This is a genomic window from Flavobacterium sp. W20_MBD1_R3, assembly GCF_052119725.1.
Taxonomy (GTDB): domain Bacteria; phylum Bacteroidota; class Bacteroidia; order Flavobacteriales; family Flavobacteriaceae; genus Flavobacterium.
In genome coordinates this window covers 39,713-54,388 of sequence record NZ_JBGQOR010000013.1, presented here as the reverse complement: position 1 = coordinate 54,388, position 14,676 = coordinate 39,713, and the positions used below count along the sequence as shown (strand labels likewise).

Annotated in this window: 15 protein-coding genes; 7 read left to right on the top strand and 8 right to left on the bottom strand. The window is 35.9% G+C overall.

What is annotated here, in order from left to right; genetic code table 11:
• Positions 1-144: 144 nt before the first annotated feature.
• The gene (locus ACEN2F_RS13380) at positions 145-597 is read left to right on the top strand and encodes a hypothetical protein (RefSeq protein WP_441739998.1); all 453 of its coding nucleotides are present in this window, start codon (positions 145-147) and stop codon (positions 595-597) included.
• Between the two features lie 102 nt (positions 598-699).
• Here the strand turns inward: ACEN2F_RS13380 and ACEN2F_RS13375 are convergent, their stop codons facing one another.
• The gene (locus ACEN2F_RS13375) at positions 700-1,743 is read right to left on the bottom strand and encodes a tyrosine-type recombinase/integrase (protein WP_441739996.1); all 1,044 of its coding nucleotides are present in this window, start codon (positions 1,741-1,743) and stop codon (positions 700-702) included.
• A 404-nt stretch (positions 1,744-2,147) separates the two neighbouring features.
• On the opposite strand from ACEN2F_RS13375, the gene ACEN2F_RS13370 reads away from it, so the two are divergent.
• A complete protein-coding gene (locus ACEN2F_RS13370) occupies positions 2,148-2,588 on the top strand; it encodes a hypothetical protein (protein ID WP_441739993.1) in 441 nt (146 codons plus the stop codon).
• 140 nt (positions 2,589-2,728) lie between these two features.
• Here the strand turns inward: ACEN2F_RS13370 and ACEN2F_RS13365 are convergent, their stop codons facing one another.
• The 6 genes from ACEN2F_RS13365 to ACEN2F_RS13340 all read right to left on the bottom strand — a co-directional run bounded on the left by ACEN2F_RS13365 (position 2,729) and on the right by ACEN2F_RS13340 (position 8,613).
• Positions 2,729-4,003 (bottom strand): peptidylprolyl isomerase, encoded by a 1,275-nt coding sequence (locus ACEN2F_RS13365; RefSeq protein ID WP_441739991.1) that lies wholly within the window; start codon positions 4,001-4,003, stop codon positions 2,729-2,731.
• 32 nt (positions 4,004-4,035) lie between these two features.
• Positions 4,036-5,160, bottom strand: a complete 1,125-nt coding sequence (locus ACEN2F_RS13360; RefSeq protein ID WP_441739988.1) for a peptidylprolyl isomerase — start codon at positions 5,158-5,160, stop codon at positions 4,036-4,038.
• A gap of 14 nt (positions 5,161-5,174) precedes the next feature.
• Entirely contained in the window at positions 5,175-5,834 is a 660-nt protein-coding gene (gene gldI, locus ACEN2F_RS13355; protein ID WP_441739985.1) for a gliding motility-associated peptidyl-prolyl isomerase GldI, read from the bottom strand.
• Positions 5,835-5,837: 3 nt separating this feature from the next.
• On the bottom strand, positions 5,838-6,842 hold the full coding sequence (locus ACEN2F_RS13350) for a DHH family phosphoesterase (RefSeq protein WP_441739983.1): 1,005 nt from the start codon (positions 6,840-6,842) through the stop codon (positions 5,838-5,840).
• Between the two features lie 69 nt (positions 6,843-6,911).
• A complete protein-coding gene (locus ACEN2F_RS13345; RefSeq protein WP_441739980.1) occupies positions 6,912-8,168 on the bottom strand; it encodes a voltage-gated chloride channel family protein in 1,257 nt (418 codons plus the stop codon).
• Positions 8,169-8,202: 34 nt separating this feature from the next.
• Entirely contained in the window at positions 8,203-8,613 is a 411-nt protein-coding gene (locus tag ACEN2F_RS13340) for a RidA family protein (protein WP_441739978.1), read from the bottom strand.
• Between the two features lie 279 nt (positions 8,614-8,892).
• On the opposite strand from ACEN2F_RS13340, the gene ACEN2F_RS13335 reads away from it, so the two are divergent.
• A complete protein-coding gene (locus ACEN2F_RS13335; protein WP_441739976.1) occupies positions 8,893-9,561 on the top strand; it encodes a hypothetical protein in 669 nt (222 codons plus the stop codon).
• A 22-nt stretch (positions 9,562-9,583) separates the two neighbouring features.
• On the opposite strand, the gene ACEN2F_RS13330 is transcribed toward ACEN2F_RS13335, so the two are convergent.
• Entirely contained in the window at positions 9,584-10,111 is a 528-nt protein-coding gene (locus tag ACEN2F_RS13330; RefSeq protein ID WP_441739973.1) for a hypothetical protein, read from the bottom strand.
• Between the two features lie 188 nt (positions 10,112-10,299).
• Here ACEN2F_RS13330 and guaA point away from each other — a divergent pair, with 188 nt between their 5' ends.
• The 4 genes from guaA to ACEN2F_RS13310 all read left to right on the top strand — a co-directional run bounded on the left by guaA (position 10,300) and on the right by ACEN2F_RS13310 (position 14,612).
• The gene (guaA, locus tag ACEN2F_RS13325; RefSeq protein ID WP_441739970.1) at positions 10,300-11,829 is read left to right on the top strand and encodes a glutamine-hydrolyzing GMP synthase; all 1,530 of its coding nucleotides are present in this window, start codon (positions 10,300-10,302) and stop codon (positions 11,827-11,829) included.
• A gap of 125 nt (positions 11,830-11,954) precedes the next feature.
• Complete coding sequence (locus tag ACEN2F_RS13320) at positions 11,955-13,895, top strand: LysM peptidoglycan-binding domain-containing protein (RefSeq protein ID WP_441739967.1); 1,941 nt, start codon at positions 11,955-11,957, stop codon at positions 13,893-13,895.
• Positions 13,895-14,296 carry an OsmC family protein gene (locus ACEN2F_RS13315; protein ID WP_441739966.1) on the top strand — a complete coding sequence of 134 codons (402 nt, stop codon included), beginning with the start codon at positions 13,895-13,897 and terminating at the stop codon, positions 14,294-14,296. The genes ACEN2F_RS13320 and ACEN2F_RS13315 overlap by 1 nt, the downstream gene beginning before the upstream one ends.
• Before the next feature lie 82 nt (positions 14,297-14,378).
• A complete protein-coding gene (locus ACEN2F_RS13310; RefSeq protein ID WP_441739963.1) occupies positions 14,379-14,612 on the top strand; it encodes a DUF3820 family protein in 234 nt (77 codons plus the stop codon).
• The last annotated feature ends 64 nt before the right edge of the window (positions 14,613-14,676 follow it).

The window sequence follows — 14,676 nt, the reverse complement described above, 5'->3', positions numbered from 1 at the left end:
GGACTATAGTGTAGTTTAGGTGTACGTATTATTTGTAGAATTATAAGAAAAGGAGGTTTTTTCACAGCCTGACGTCCTGCGGCTTTGTCGTCGTTGTGGCGGTTAATCAAAAATAATAACAAAAATAAACTAATAATTAAGACTATGAAAAATACTTCCAAAAATGCAGAATTGCCACAATGCGACAAAACCGCTGTTATGCAATCGGTTATGTCTATAAACGAATTACGATTAGGAAACCTTATCATTTATAATAATAATGAAGTAGGGACTATAACTGGAGTTCAAGACTTTTTAATTAATTATGGAAAGGTCGCTATTAATCAAAGGATTGATATTTTTTATCATATTGAATTAATTGAGCCAATTGAATTGACAAAAGAATGGTTTAATAAATTAGGAATGACTTACTATTCATTACCAACAAAAAGCGATAGAAAAATAGGTTACTATACAATAAAATACGGTAATAGATTTAAAATAAATAGTTCTGATGGAAAATATTCTTTCTTAAATTTTAGAAAAGAAATTAAATATGTTCACGAACTTCAAAATTTATACTTCTTTTTAACAGGACACGAGTTAACTGTTGCATAACTAGTATATAGGCGAAACAAACCTTCGTGTATACACCCAAATATGGGTAGATTGGCGAAGGTTTGTTTCGCTTTACTTCATTTCAAATATACTAAAATTTTCTTACAAGTCATCAAAAGGACTTTTTATTTGTTGAATGCTTTTTGTGCTAACATGAGTGTATATTTCAGTTGTTTTACTGCTGCTGTGCCCCAATAATTCTTGGATATATCTTAGGTCTGTACCGCTTTCTAATAAATGCGTCGCGTAGCTGTGTCGCAACCAGTGCAAAGTAGCGGGTTTTGTAATTCCTGCTTTTTGCAAGGCTTGTTTCAAAACTAACTGTAAACTTCTAGAATCGTAGCCCATGCCCGCTGTCTGTCCTTCAAATAAGTAAATAGTGGGTTTAAATACTTTGTAATAGCCCCGCAACATTTCTAATATTTTAGGACTAAGGGGGACAATTCTATCTTTTTGACCTTTGGCATTTTTTAGTAGTACAATATTCCTTAATGAATCAATATGAACGGGTTGTAATGCCAATAGTTCACCGCAACGTAAGCCACAGCTATAAATCAGACTCAACATCATCTTGTGTTTGATATTGCTATGCGCTTCCAAAATAGCTTTTACTTCCTCTTTACTCAATACATTAGGTAATAGCTTAGCTCGTTTTGGCCGGTGAATTTTATCAATTTCTATTTTAGTATTTTTTATAGTTTTAAAATATAGCTTGATGGCGTTTGTAATTTGGTTCTGGTACGAAGCTGACAGCTTATTTTTTAAAATATAGTCGTTGTTATAGATAATCACATCTTCATTGGTAATTTCGGCAATAGGTTTTTCGCGGTAAAAAACCAAAAATGATTTTAAAGCTTCACAATAGGTGCTAATAGTACTCTCGCTGTAGCGCTTGGAACGCATCCATTGTTTGAATTTTTCAATTTGTACCACCGCCTCTGTCGAGGGGAGTGAATTTGTCATAGGCTCGATGTTAAATCTTAACCTGTTTTCAGGTGTGTCTGGTAGGTGCCAGACTGTTTTTTGATGGCTCCATCGTGCTCCTGCTATTTGTTTTATGCGGGCAATTAAATCTTGATTTTTTTCAAAATAGACCCCAATTCTACTTTCGCTATTGTGTTTAATTAGTTTTGCTGACCAAGTCATATTGTATTGATTTTGTGATTGAAAGATACTAAATTTTTTACAAATATTGTTTTGTTAAACAAAAGGTTCTTATTGTACTGCCGCTTTTTTGTGTGAGGGATTACTTCTCTTTTTTTGATATTTTTTTAGAAGTGCAGTGGAAATTTTTTTTAAAGCAGCTTAGTTAATGATTACTTTACAATATTTTATTTTTAGCGTAGTTTAATGAACTACAGTCATAACGGATAGCCCGTCCTTGTTGCAGCACTAATGCAAGTGATCTATACCATAGTACCGCAGCTAGGTCATGCCTAAATAAAGACTAGTACAAACAATTGCGGAATTTGTCAAGTGCTAATTTTAAACTGTAAAAAATAGTGGACTTTGCAAAAAACTTTGCGAACTTTGCGGGTAAATAAATGAATATGAAAATAAATCCAAAACACGGAATTGATAAGGTCATTTTCGGAATGAAACAAAATGATGTAACAACGCTTTATGGCAAGCCGGATCGCAATTATAAGGACGAGGATGATAATGTGATTTTTGCTTACAATAAACTAAAAATGCGTTTGACGTTCTATGTCGAGGAAGATTTTAAATTGGGGTACATCGTAGCATCAAGTCCGGAACTGGAGTTGTTGGGGCATAGAATTATCAACAGAAAAATCAGTGAGGTCAAAAAAGAGGTAGCTGCCAAGGGAATTACTAAATTTACTCAGGAAGAGTTTGATACGTTCGAAAATTATTTCAACGAGGAAAACTGGATTATTTTTCAAACAGAATTTGATGAAGTTGTGAAATTTGAGATTGGTGCAATTATCAATCAGAAAGATGAATTTGATTGGAAATTTGGAAAAAAATAAGTGAAAATAAAAATTTATTGATTCGAATTAAACGGATTAGCGCCGATTTACTTACTTGGAATTAGAACGTACAAATTATAAAAAGAAACCCGATAGATTTTCAAGTCTGTCGGGTTTCTTATTGTATTCTGTTTGAGTTTTTACTGTTTTGGGACAGGTTGTTTTTCCAACATTTCCAATTCGAACACAAGCATGGTATTAGGCGGAATAACCCCACCGGCACCTCGTTCCCCATACGCTAGATTTGAAGGGATAAATACGACTGCTTTATCGCCAAAAGTCATATTTTCCAATCCTTCAATAAATCCGGGTATCATACCGTCTTTTTTTCCTGCTTCAAATGGAAAAGCCTGGTAGCCGTTTTGTGCGGCACGATTAGCATCAAATTTTCCATAGGTTTTATTGATATCTTCATAACTGCTGTCAAAGAGTGTTCCGTCCTCAAAATACCCAGCGTAGTGAAAATAAAAAGTGGTGCCGTTAGCGGGTTTTACTCCGGAACCTTTCTCTGTTATTTTGTAGGCTAATCCGGAAGGAGTAAGGATTGCCGTCGCTTTGGTAGCGGCTAAATAGGCTTTTTTAGCGGTTACTACAGCGCCAAATTTTTCCATGTATTCTCGTTTTGCTTCCGCTTCTAGTGCCTCTCTTTTTACTTTGTTTTCTGCTTCAAAAACAGCTTGTTTTGCTTTATTTTCTGCGTTTGCAAGGTCTTGTTTCTTTTGGTCTTCAGATTTATTATTGAAATAATCAGCAAATACTTTTGGTGCGTCAAATTTTTTGGCCAACGCGCCTTTTCTCACAATAGTAACCTTTGTAATTACATCATTTTGCGCAATTGCGTTTACAATAGCCATTCCGTGAACTACATGACCAAAAACAGTGTGCTTACCATCCAACCACGGCGTTGCCTTATGGGTGATATAAAACTGGCTTCCATTGGTAGCAGGTCCGGAGTTAGCCATAGATAAAATACCGGCTTTGCTGTGTTTCAAATCCGTGAATTCATCTTTGAAACCATAACCTGGGCCACCAGAACCATAGCCCGAAGGATCTCCGGTCTGAATCATAAAATCTTGAATAACACGGTGAAATTTGAGGCCGTCAAAAAACGGTTTTCCTTTTAGTTTGTCATCAGTAACAAAGGTATTTGTACCTTCAGCCAATGCAATAAAGTTTGCAACGGTAACAGGAGTTTTTTGGTAGGCTAGTTCCACCACAATATCGCCCTTATTGGTGGCGATTGTTGCAAAAATTCCTTCGATAACTGCCGGAGCTTTCACCACCGGCTTCACTGGTGTTTTTACAGTTGCTTTTGCTGTTGTCATCGGTTTTTTGGCAGGAATGGATTTCTTGACCGTTTGAGAATGTACGTTGACTATTCCTAGGAACAATAAAAACAGAATTTTAAATTTCATACTGTACTGATTTAAAGGCTTATTTTTTTCTATTATTGGGGCATTTTCTCTAATAACTCAATTTCAAAAATGATGTTGGCATTGGGCGGAATTGCCCCTCCAGCTCCAGCTGCGCCATAACCCAATTGAGATGGAATAAAAATCACGGCTTTGTCTCCAAAAGATAATTGCTCCAGTCCTTCAATGAAACCAGGAATCATGCCATCTTTTTTGCCAGCTTGAAAAGGGATGGGTTGGTAGCCGTTTTGAGCAGCTCTATTTTCATCATATTTACCAAAAGTTTGGGCAACACTTTCAATACTAGCATCAAATAATTCAGCATCTTCAAGGAAACCGGCGTAGTGAATAAAGATGTTAGTGCCATTAGCAGGTTTTTTACCGCCACTTTTTTTGGTGATCACGTATTGCAGTCCTGTTTTAGTTTTTGTTGCTTTGGCTTTCATTTCAGCAAAATAAGCTACTTTTTGCTCGCGGACTTCTTTGTATTTTTCGTTATAAACCCTTTTGTTTTCAGTATCTAGAGCTGCTTTTTTCTTTTGATTCTCGGATTCTATTGCAAAATAATCACTGAATACTTTTACGGCATTAAACTTCTTTGCCGCTTCCCCATTTCTGATAATGGTTACGGACTTGATAAAATCGTTTTGTTCTATTTTGTTTACTACTTCCATTCCGTTTTCTACTACATGACCAAAAATAGTGTGTTTTCCGTCAAGCCAAGGTGTTGCTAGATGGGTAATGAAAAACTGACTGCTATTAGTGGCTGGTCCGTTATTGGCCATAGCCAAAACACCTCCTTTATCAAATTGCAAATCAGTAAATTCGTCTTTAAACTTATAACCGGTATCCCCAGAACCTGTTCCTAGCGGATCTCCGGTTTGAATCATGAAATCTTTTATAACTCTGTGAAATTTTAATCCGTCAAAAAAAGGTTTATTTTTAAGATTGTCATTGGTTACATAATCGTTTTTTCCTTCGGCCAATGAAACATAATTAGCTACTGTAATGGGTGCTTTTTCAAAATTCAATTGTACAATAATGTCCCCTTTACTAGTTGCAATATTAGCGTATAGACCATCAGGAAGATTGCTGTGTTCTTCTTTACAAGCATAAAATGAAGCAATTACTAGGAATGCGAATAAGATCTTTTTTTTCATTTCTAATTTTATATTTATTGATTTATAGTGTCTTCAGGAGTGCTTATGACAGGCACTTGTTGTTTGATTGGCGCGGGCGGTGCAACTGTTTTGATAGGTGCCTCGTTTTCTTTTTTGTAAGCTGCTTCTGTTTTAAAATCACGCAGTGTAACCGTGCAAATTAAAGGTTGATTGGTGCCAATTTTTTTGTCATCCCCATGGTAGCCGTACCCCATATTAGAGGGAAAAAGAAAGGTGACTTTCTCATTTTTACGCATTAATTTGATACCATCCCGCAATCCCATCATGATGGTTTGTTTGTCCACATAATAAATTTGGGGTCTTAACTCTACTTCTGAGTAAATGATGGCTCCCTTTAAATCTTTTATTTCATAATCAAAAAAAGCCACATCTCCTTTTTTTGGCGTCAGCGTATCTGTTTCATTGCGTGTTTGATACGTATACCAATATCCTTTTTTAGAGGCAAGATATTGTATTTTTGGATCCTTTTTGATTACCGCAATAATCTTTTGTTCTTCAGTAGCCACCAGTTTTTTGTTGCGCTGAATTGACTTTTTCATGAAACTCCCCGAAGTTTGAGAAAGGGGTCTGCGCGCCTCTTGATGCTGCTTGCAACTCGCCATAACCAAGGTTAAAAAAAAGACCACTGCAATACGTTTACTGAATTTTAACATGGATTATACTTTTAGCGTTGTTACTAAATCTTCAAATTTTTGTATCGTTTCTGCCAATGTTGTTTCTGACTTTCCTCCGGCAGCATTGCGATGTCCGCCACCATGAAAATGATCTCTTGCAAATTGATTCACATCAAAATCACCTTGGGAACGAAATGAAATCTTGATGATTTTTTCTTCTTTATTTTCTATAAAAATAGCCGTAAATACAATTCCTTTGATGCTTAAACCGTAGTTTACAATCCCTTCTGTGTCTCCTTTTACGTAATCAAACGAATTTAATTCGTCTTGGCTAAGCGTTGTATAGGCTGTGTTATGTTCCGGAAGTATTTTCATGTTTTGGAGCGCTCTGCCTAATATTTGCAAACGTCCAAAGGAACTATTATCAAATAATAAACTTGGAATTTCTGTGTTCTCAACGCCCAAATCAATTAATTCAGCTACAATCCTGTGGGTTGTTCCAGTTGTTTTTGGAAAACGAAAAGAGCCCGAATCAGTTAGGATTCCCGTATAAATGCAGGTTCCGATCGTCTTGTCGATGTCTTCTTTTTTTCCAAGGAATAAAATGAAATTGTACAGCATTTCACAAGTCGACCCAAAAGACGTGTCCGAGTAAGTGACCGCAGCGTAATCATCTGGTTTTTGATGGTGGTCGATCATTACAAAAGGAGCTTTCAGCTTTGTTAAAACCTGTTCCATTTCGCCAGTGCGATGCAAGGCATTAAAGTCTAATGTGAAAATTAAATCAGCCTCTTCAAGAATTTTTGTACAGTTTTGTTTGTCTTTTTCGAATATCTTAATAGTTTCAGAGCCGGGCATCCACGCCAGAAAATGTGGAAATTCGTTGGGTGAAACTACAACTGGAGAATGATTATTTTTTAATAAAAAATGATACAAACCCAAAGTAGATCCCATGGCATCACCATCAGGACCACGGTGTGGGATTATCACAATTTTTTTTGGAGTTGCTAATAACAACTCTATCGCTTGAATGTCTTGTATTTTCATAGTTTGCGAAATTACATTTTTTTACTGTAATGTTGAAAACATTTATACAATTAACAAACTTTTAGAGGGTTATAAAAAGTCAGTGTTTCTTCTTTTTAATTTTTGGTACAAATGGTATTTTATTCCTTTTACAATTTGGGAATTGTAAATTCCTACGGATCCGGATGTCAAGTAAGCGATGCAGCACGCTATACCTATAAATACACCGCTTTCAAGACCAAAAAGCTCCATTCCCATGACACTGCAGGCAATAGGAGTATGCGTAGCTCCCGAAAAAACAGCCACAAATCCTAAACCAGCCAAGAGCGCAATAGGCAGCGGAACAACCAGCGATAAGGCACTTCCTAAAGTAGCGCCAACGAAGAATAAAGGGGTAACCTCGCCGCCTTTGAATCCCGCTCCCAGTGTAAATCCCGTAAAAAGAATTTTTAATAAAAAATCATACGAAGTATTTGGAGTCGAAAACGCTTCAACAATCATTGGAACTCCAAGTCCAATGTATTTTGTGGTTCCGATAAAATATACTGCTATTGCAATGAAAAATCCTCCCACAAAAGGACGAAGCGGCGGAAACGATATGGTTTTAGAAAACAGCCCACCCCAAAAGTGTGTGCTTCGGGAAAAAAGCATCGCAGCTAAGCCAAATAAAATACTTACAAAAAATACCCACATCAAAGTTATCAAACTTATGCTAGGGACAACAGGAATGGCATAATGGGTATGTTTTACCTGCCAAAGTTCCACCGTGAAATAAGCGATGTAGGCAACAAAAAAGGATAATAGAATGCTTTTAAAATTGATTTTACTAAAATAAACAACTTCTACAGCAAATAAAGCTCCGGCTAAAGGGGTGCCAAATATAGAAGCAAAACCAGCGCTGATTCCCAGAATGAGTATTGTTTTTCTTTCGGAAGCATCAAGCTGAAATAGTTTTGTGAACTGGTCAGCAATGGCGCCACCCATTTGCACAGCTGTTCCTTCACGACCCGCCGACCCGCCAAAAAGATGGGTAATCAGGGTGCCAAAAAGAACCAAAGGCGCCATTTTGAAGGGAATGATGTGCTGCGGATTTTCGTATTCTTCTAATAATAAATTATTCCCTTTGACCACTGATTTTCCCCAATAATGATAGCCCAAACCTATGATCAGGCCACCTATTGGCAAGAGCCAGATGATCCAGTTGTTGTTTTCTCGGGCTGCTGTAGCCCACTCTAAAGCAACCAGAAAAAAAGCAGATGCCGATCCGGACAAAATACCGATCAGCGTACAAATAAAAATCCATTTGAGCAGGAGTACCGTAATTTTTTTAGTTTTCTCGAAGTTCATTAGTGGAAAGAGGCAAAGTTTTTTTGCAAAAGTATTATAATCCTTCTTGAATTAATGGTTTTTCGGTTGCTATTGCCGTAAATTCGATTTCAACTAGGTATTCAGGAGCAACTAATTTACTGATTTCATAAAAACCTGTGGCGGGTTTTATATCCTTAAAAAATTGGGAATGCGCCTTTGCTACCGCTTCAAAAGTAGTAATGTCAGTGGTAAATATGCGCGTTCTGATGACATCCTTCATACTTACATTTAAGTCTTCAAGAACTTTTTCAACACGTTCCAGAATGTTAAGTGTTTGCGCAAAAGCATCATCAGCCTTGATTTTTTCGCCGTCAATAACCGCGACAGTTCCGGATACTTCAATGGTATTGCCAATGCGTACGGCACGACAATAGCCCATTTTGTCTTCCCATGGAGAGCCTGTCAGTATGTTTTCTCTTTTCATTGTAGTGGTATTAAGGTTGCTTATTCTTATGCCAATACATCTTTGGTATGGCATACTATTTGCAAGTTATAAAAAAAAAGCGAAATAAAATCACCAATTTTTAATTTAAACGTTCCTTTTAAGTCCTTGTGTTTTGCAGTGTTTGGGTGCCCAAAACGCAATATAAACCGGAATTATAAGTTATAAATGAAAGTTAAATTAGTACTCCATTTTTGATTAAGTACAATAGGTTTTTTATTTTTAAATTTTATATGCACAAGAAAACTAATTTTATAAGTTATGAAAAGGATTTTATTTTTAATGATTACCATCAGCATGTCTCTCAGTGGGTACGCCCAGAATGAATTTAGTTCCAAGTTTAAAGCAATTCCCCTCAAAAATACAGCTCCAAAGATTAAAAAACCAATTCCTCCAAAAGCGGATGTACCACCGGTTAAGACGCCCAATGTGTTTAAAAATCCCGATGTTTTAAGTCCGAAACCAAATTATTCAGCGCCCATAACACCTGCAAATAATTTTTCTATGACTCCTAAAAACGAGTTTATAAATCCGGGAGATGTGTACAAAGACAAATGGAATAAAAAAGAAGAAAGAACAGAAGGTTTAGTATACCGAAAAAACCAAGATTTAGGTAATTTCAGCACGGGATCTGTCACCGCAAAGGTGATGTATCGCGATGCGGCCTACGTTGATGGGGATCAGATCAGGGTGTACCTCAATGATAAAGTGATCCAGTATCAAGTGAACCTGCAAAGTAATTTTCAAGGTTTCGAAATCGTATTAGAAAAAGGATTTAACAAGATTGAATTTGAAGCACTAAACCAAGGATCCTCAGGACCTAATACTGCTGAATTCAAAGTATACAACGACCAAGGCGGCTTGATATCTGGAAGTCAGTGGAATCTTGGAACAGGTTTTAAAGCAACAATCATTTTAGTCAAGGAATAATAACAACAGCACACTTATTTTATTAGAAAGGATCTGCCGTCACTCTGAATTTCATGTCAGATTGAATAGTGATATCTTGGGTTATCGCTTCTTTTAGGACAGCTGTTGTTCGTAAGCTGTACGTAGAAGCCTTTATATATTTGTCCAGTTTTTGGGTGGTACAAATCAGGTCAATAGTATTAGAGGTAGCATTGATGTCATCAAGATAAGCCAATTCTATTTCGTCATTATCGCTTGTTGAGATGTAAATATGAATTGATTTCAAAAAACTAAACGATTTATTTGCAGGATCCGTTATGGTCAGTTTTAGCGAATTGAGTTTTACATCTTTCACTAAATCAGCTTTAGTATTATTGTTTTCGAAATCAGCACTTGAATTTGTTGTGATTTCTGGAGTGATTATCTCAAAGGCCGTACCAAGAGGAAAACCGCTTTCAATCTTGAAAGTTGTTTGATTATCAATTGAAAAAGTCAGTAGGTCATCAATCACATTACAAGAAGCAATTAGGATTGCAATAAACACAACAGCGGTAAATTTATTTAATTTCATAAAGGGCAAATTTTAATTTACAAAAGTAACGCTTTATGGTTCGAAAGCTACTTTTAAAAAACAAACAATTTTAGGGCAGAACAGTAAAATAAGACTAAAGAAAATTAGAAAAATGGTACTGCTGAAAAATAAAACAAATATTTTATATTTCGATTTTTCAATATGAAATATAAAAAGTATTTTTGCGCATGCAACACAACGTACTTATTTTAGATTTCGGATCGCAGTATACACAGCTCATTGCGCGCAGAGTTCGCGAATTAAATATATTCTGCGAAATTTTTCCTTACAATCATTTTCCGAGTGATTTATCTTCATACAAAGCCGTAATCTTAGGTGGAAGCCCCTTTTCTGTTAGAAGTGAAGATGCGCCACATCCAGATTTATCCCAAATTAGAGGAAAACTACCTTTATTAGCCGTTTGTTACGGAGCGCAATATTTATCCCATTTTAGTGGCGGTGAAGTAGCGGCTTCTAACACTAGGGAATATGGTAGAGCGAATTTGTCTTTTATAAAGGAAAATGAAGTGTTCTTTGAGGGTGTTTCAGCAAACAGCCAAGTATGGATGAGTCATAGTGACAGTATAAAGGCATTGCCAACGCAGGGAGTGAAAATTGCAAGCACCCATGATGTGGAATTTGCCGCCTATAGAATTGAAGGTGAAACTACATATGCTATTCAATACCACCCAGAAGTTTTTCACTCAACAGACGGATCAAAAATGTTAGAGAACTTTTTGGTGAAAATTGCCGAAGTGCCTCAAAATTTTACGCCAAATGCTTTTGTTGAAGAAATGGTAGCCGAACTAAAAGAAAAAGTACAAGATGATAAAGTAGTGCTTGGCCTTTCAGGAGGAGTAGACTCTACCGTGGCTGCAGTATTATTGCACCAAGCTATTGGAAAAAATTTATACTGTATTTTTGTAAATAACGGTTTGCTTCGTAAAAATGAGTTCCAGAATGTATTAGATCAATATAAAGGAATGGGTTTAAACGTAAAAGGAGTAGATGCCGGGGATCGTTTTTTATCTGAATTAGCTGGTGTCAGCGATCCGGAGACCAAGCGCAAAATTATTGGACGTGTATTTATCGAAGTTTTTGATGATGAATCACACCTGATACAAGATGTAAAATGGCTGGCACAAGGAACGATATACCCAGACGTTATTGAATCCGTTTCCGTCAAAGGTCCTTCGGCAACTATAAAATCACATCATAATGTGGGCGGGTTACCGGATTACATGAAGTTGAAAATTGTGGAGCCACTTCGCATGCTTTTTAAAGATGAGGTAAGACGAGTAGGAGCTTCTTTAGGAATAGACCCTGAATTATTAGGGAGACATCCTTTTCCAGGACCAGGACTGTCTATCCGAATTTTAGGAGATATCACCCCTGAAAAAGTACAAATTTTACAAGATGTTGATGCTGTTTTTATTGACGGATTGAAATCTTGGGGATTGTATGACAAAGTGTGGCAAGCAGGCGCAATATTACTTCCGGTTAACAGCGTAGGAGTAATGGGAGACGAGCGTACGTACGAGAAAGTAATCGCGTTACGTGCCGTAGAATCTACTGATGGTATGACCGCTGATTGGGTACATTTACCGTATGATTTTTTGATGAAAGTATCTAATGACATAATTAATAAAGTAAAAGGAGTCAATAGAGTGGTGTATGATATAAGTTCAAAACCACCAGCAACTATCGAATGGGAGTAATACTTTAATTGTTTTTCTTTTTTAAAAACAGGTTTTTATGTTTCCTATAAACGGTACCAAATTTTTGAAATAAAATTTGGTACCGTTCTTGTATTACCATTTTGAATAATTTATAAATGAAAACGATGAAATATTTTTTTGCAATTTGTATGGCTCTCCTGTTGTTCAATCATGACAGTGTTTTTGCACAAGAAAAAAATACAACGCACAAAGTAGCGAAAGGCGAAACAATTAACGAGATTGCTCAAAAATACAAGGTTACTCCATTTGATATTTATCAATTAAATCCGGATGCTCAAAGTGGATTAAAGCCAAATAGTATTTTGTTAATCCCAAAAAAAGGAGGCAGCGAAAAAGTTAGTACTGCTCCCAAACCAAATGAAAAAACAATAACTCATCAAGTACTGCCAAAAGAGACGCTTTATGGTATCGAGAAAAGATATGGCATTACTGATGAAGTCTTAAAAGAAGCCAACCCCTTTCTTGAAAATGATGGACTCCAAATAGGACAAACACTTATCATTCCGTCAAAAAACGGTTTAAAAAAAGTAGTGACTACTCCGGAAAAAGTAGTGTATCATGACGTCCTTGCTAAAGAGACGAAGTATTCAATCGCTAGGTACTATGGAATTACCATAAAAGAATTAGAGCAGAGAAATCCTGAAATAGTTTCCGGTTTACCCATTGGATATAGATTAAATATCAAAGGGAATGTGCCTAAAGTTGATAAGGCGAATGTGGAATATGTGCCTAAAGAAGATATTGTAAAAATTAATGCACAACCAACTAAAGTAGTCTTTGATTATCAACCTTATGTTGTGAAACCAAAAGAAACACTGTATAGTTTGTCTCGAATGTTTAATTTGAGTCAAGAAGAATTAATAGCTTTGAATCCTGAATTATTTCAGGGTGTGACCGAAGGAATGATTTTGAAAGTTCCATCGGCGCAGCCAGTGTTATCGGCAATTAAAAAAGAATATGTAGCATTAACAAATAATAGCAGCAGCAGGAAAAAGCTAGTACTTCTTTTGCCTTTTAATTTAGCCAAAATTGAAGGTGATTCTGTAAATTCAATCAACATGCGTTTTAAAAATGATAAATTTTTGAATATGACTTTAGATTTTTACGCAGGAGCATTAATGGCTATAGATTCTGCCAAACAAATAGGACTTTCTCTTGACGTGAATATCTATGATTCTCAGGAAAGTAAAGATTATTCTAATATAGCGTCGTTAATTAAGCGAAATAATTTGGAAGATTCAGATGCTATCATTGGGCCCTTTTATCAAAATAATGTCGAAAAAACAGCCCAATTACTGCAAAAATACCAAGTTCCGGTTATATCGCCGTTGTCTAAGGATATTGGAGTTTTGTATGATAATTTATACCAAACCATTCCAACTACCACAGAGGTTAAAAACACAATGTTTAATTACATGAGAGCCAAGTACGGCAATATTATAGCCGTCGTAGATAAGAAAAAGGGATCTGTAATACAGTTTATTGAAGAAAATCATAAAGATGTGAAATTTGCAAAGCTCAATGCAAATGGAAGCGTGTCTGCTGAAAATTTAAAACGTTTATTTGTTAAAGGAAAAATGAATTACGTGGTAATGGAAACTGAAAACACGAGTATGATTAAGACAACAATAGCTACGATGCTGAGTGCAATGTCAATGTATCCAGTACAGTTAGTCATTCTAGAGCCTAATGAAACCCTTGATACAGACGAAATTAATTTTGTGAATTTAACAAAGTTGAAATTAATGTATCCATCAGTTACCCGTGAAAATGAGTCTCCCGAAGCTTTAATTTTTGAAAAAGAATATAAAAACAGGAATAAAGTTGCTCCAAGTGCTTTTGCTATTCGTGGTTTTGATGTTACTTTTGATACCATGCTGCGTTTGTCACAAGACCGTACCTATCAAGAAACAGTAGCTTTTACAGCAACGGAACAAATAGACAATAAGTTTGAATTTTATAAAAAAGAAGATGGCGGCTACACTAATAAAGGAGTCTATATCTTATATTACGATACTGATTTAACCATAAAAGAAGCAAATTAATGACATCAATTGTTACGTATTTAGGGGATTTAAGAACTTCTTCTATCCATTTGCAATCTGGTACCGAAATTTTTTCGGATGCTCCGCTGGATAATAATGGAAAAGGCGAAGCTTTTTCACCTACTGATACGGTTGCCAATGCTTTGGCAACTTGTATGATGACTATCATGGGAATAAAAGCACGAGATCTAGAAGTTGATTTAAAAGGTTCGACAGCTGAGGTGGTCAAAATTATGAATCAGGAACCAAGGCGCATAGGTGCAATTGAAATTAATTTTGAAATGTACGGAACTGCTGAGGTTAAAATCAAAACAATACTAGAAAGAGCAGCAATGACCTGTCCTGTTTTTCTGAGTTTGCATCCTGAAATCGAGAAACGAATTAATTTTAACTGGAAATAAAGAGATTTGAGAAGCAAGAGATAAGAAACAAGAAGTACCAGTAGTTCTTGCTTCTTATCTCTTGCTTCTTTTTTATATTAAAATGGATCAAAACCAAAAACAACTCATCAAGCTTGCCCATACTAAAATGCCTTTTGGTAAATACGAAGGGTGGTTTCTTATTGATATCCCAGAATACTATATTGTGTGGTATAATAATAAAGGATTTCCAAAAGGAGAACTAGGCGAGCAATTGAAATTAATTTACGAATTGAAACTCAACGGTCTGGAGGAGTTAATTCGAAATATAAAAAAACGGTACCCAAAACCGATTTAATTTTCTATTTGACAATTTATAATTGTACTTTTGCCACGTTTTTTACACAACTACAACACAAATA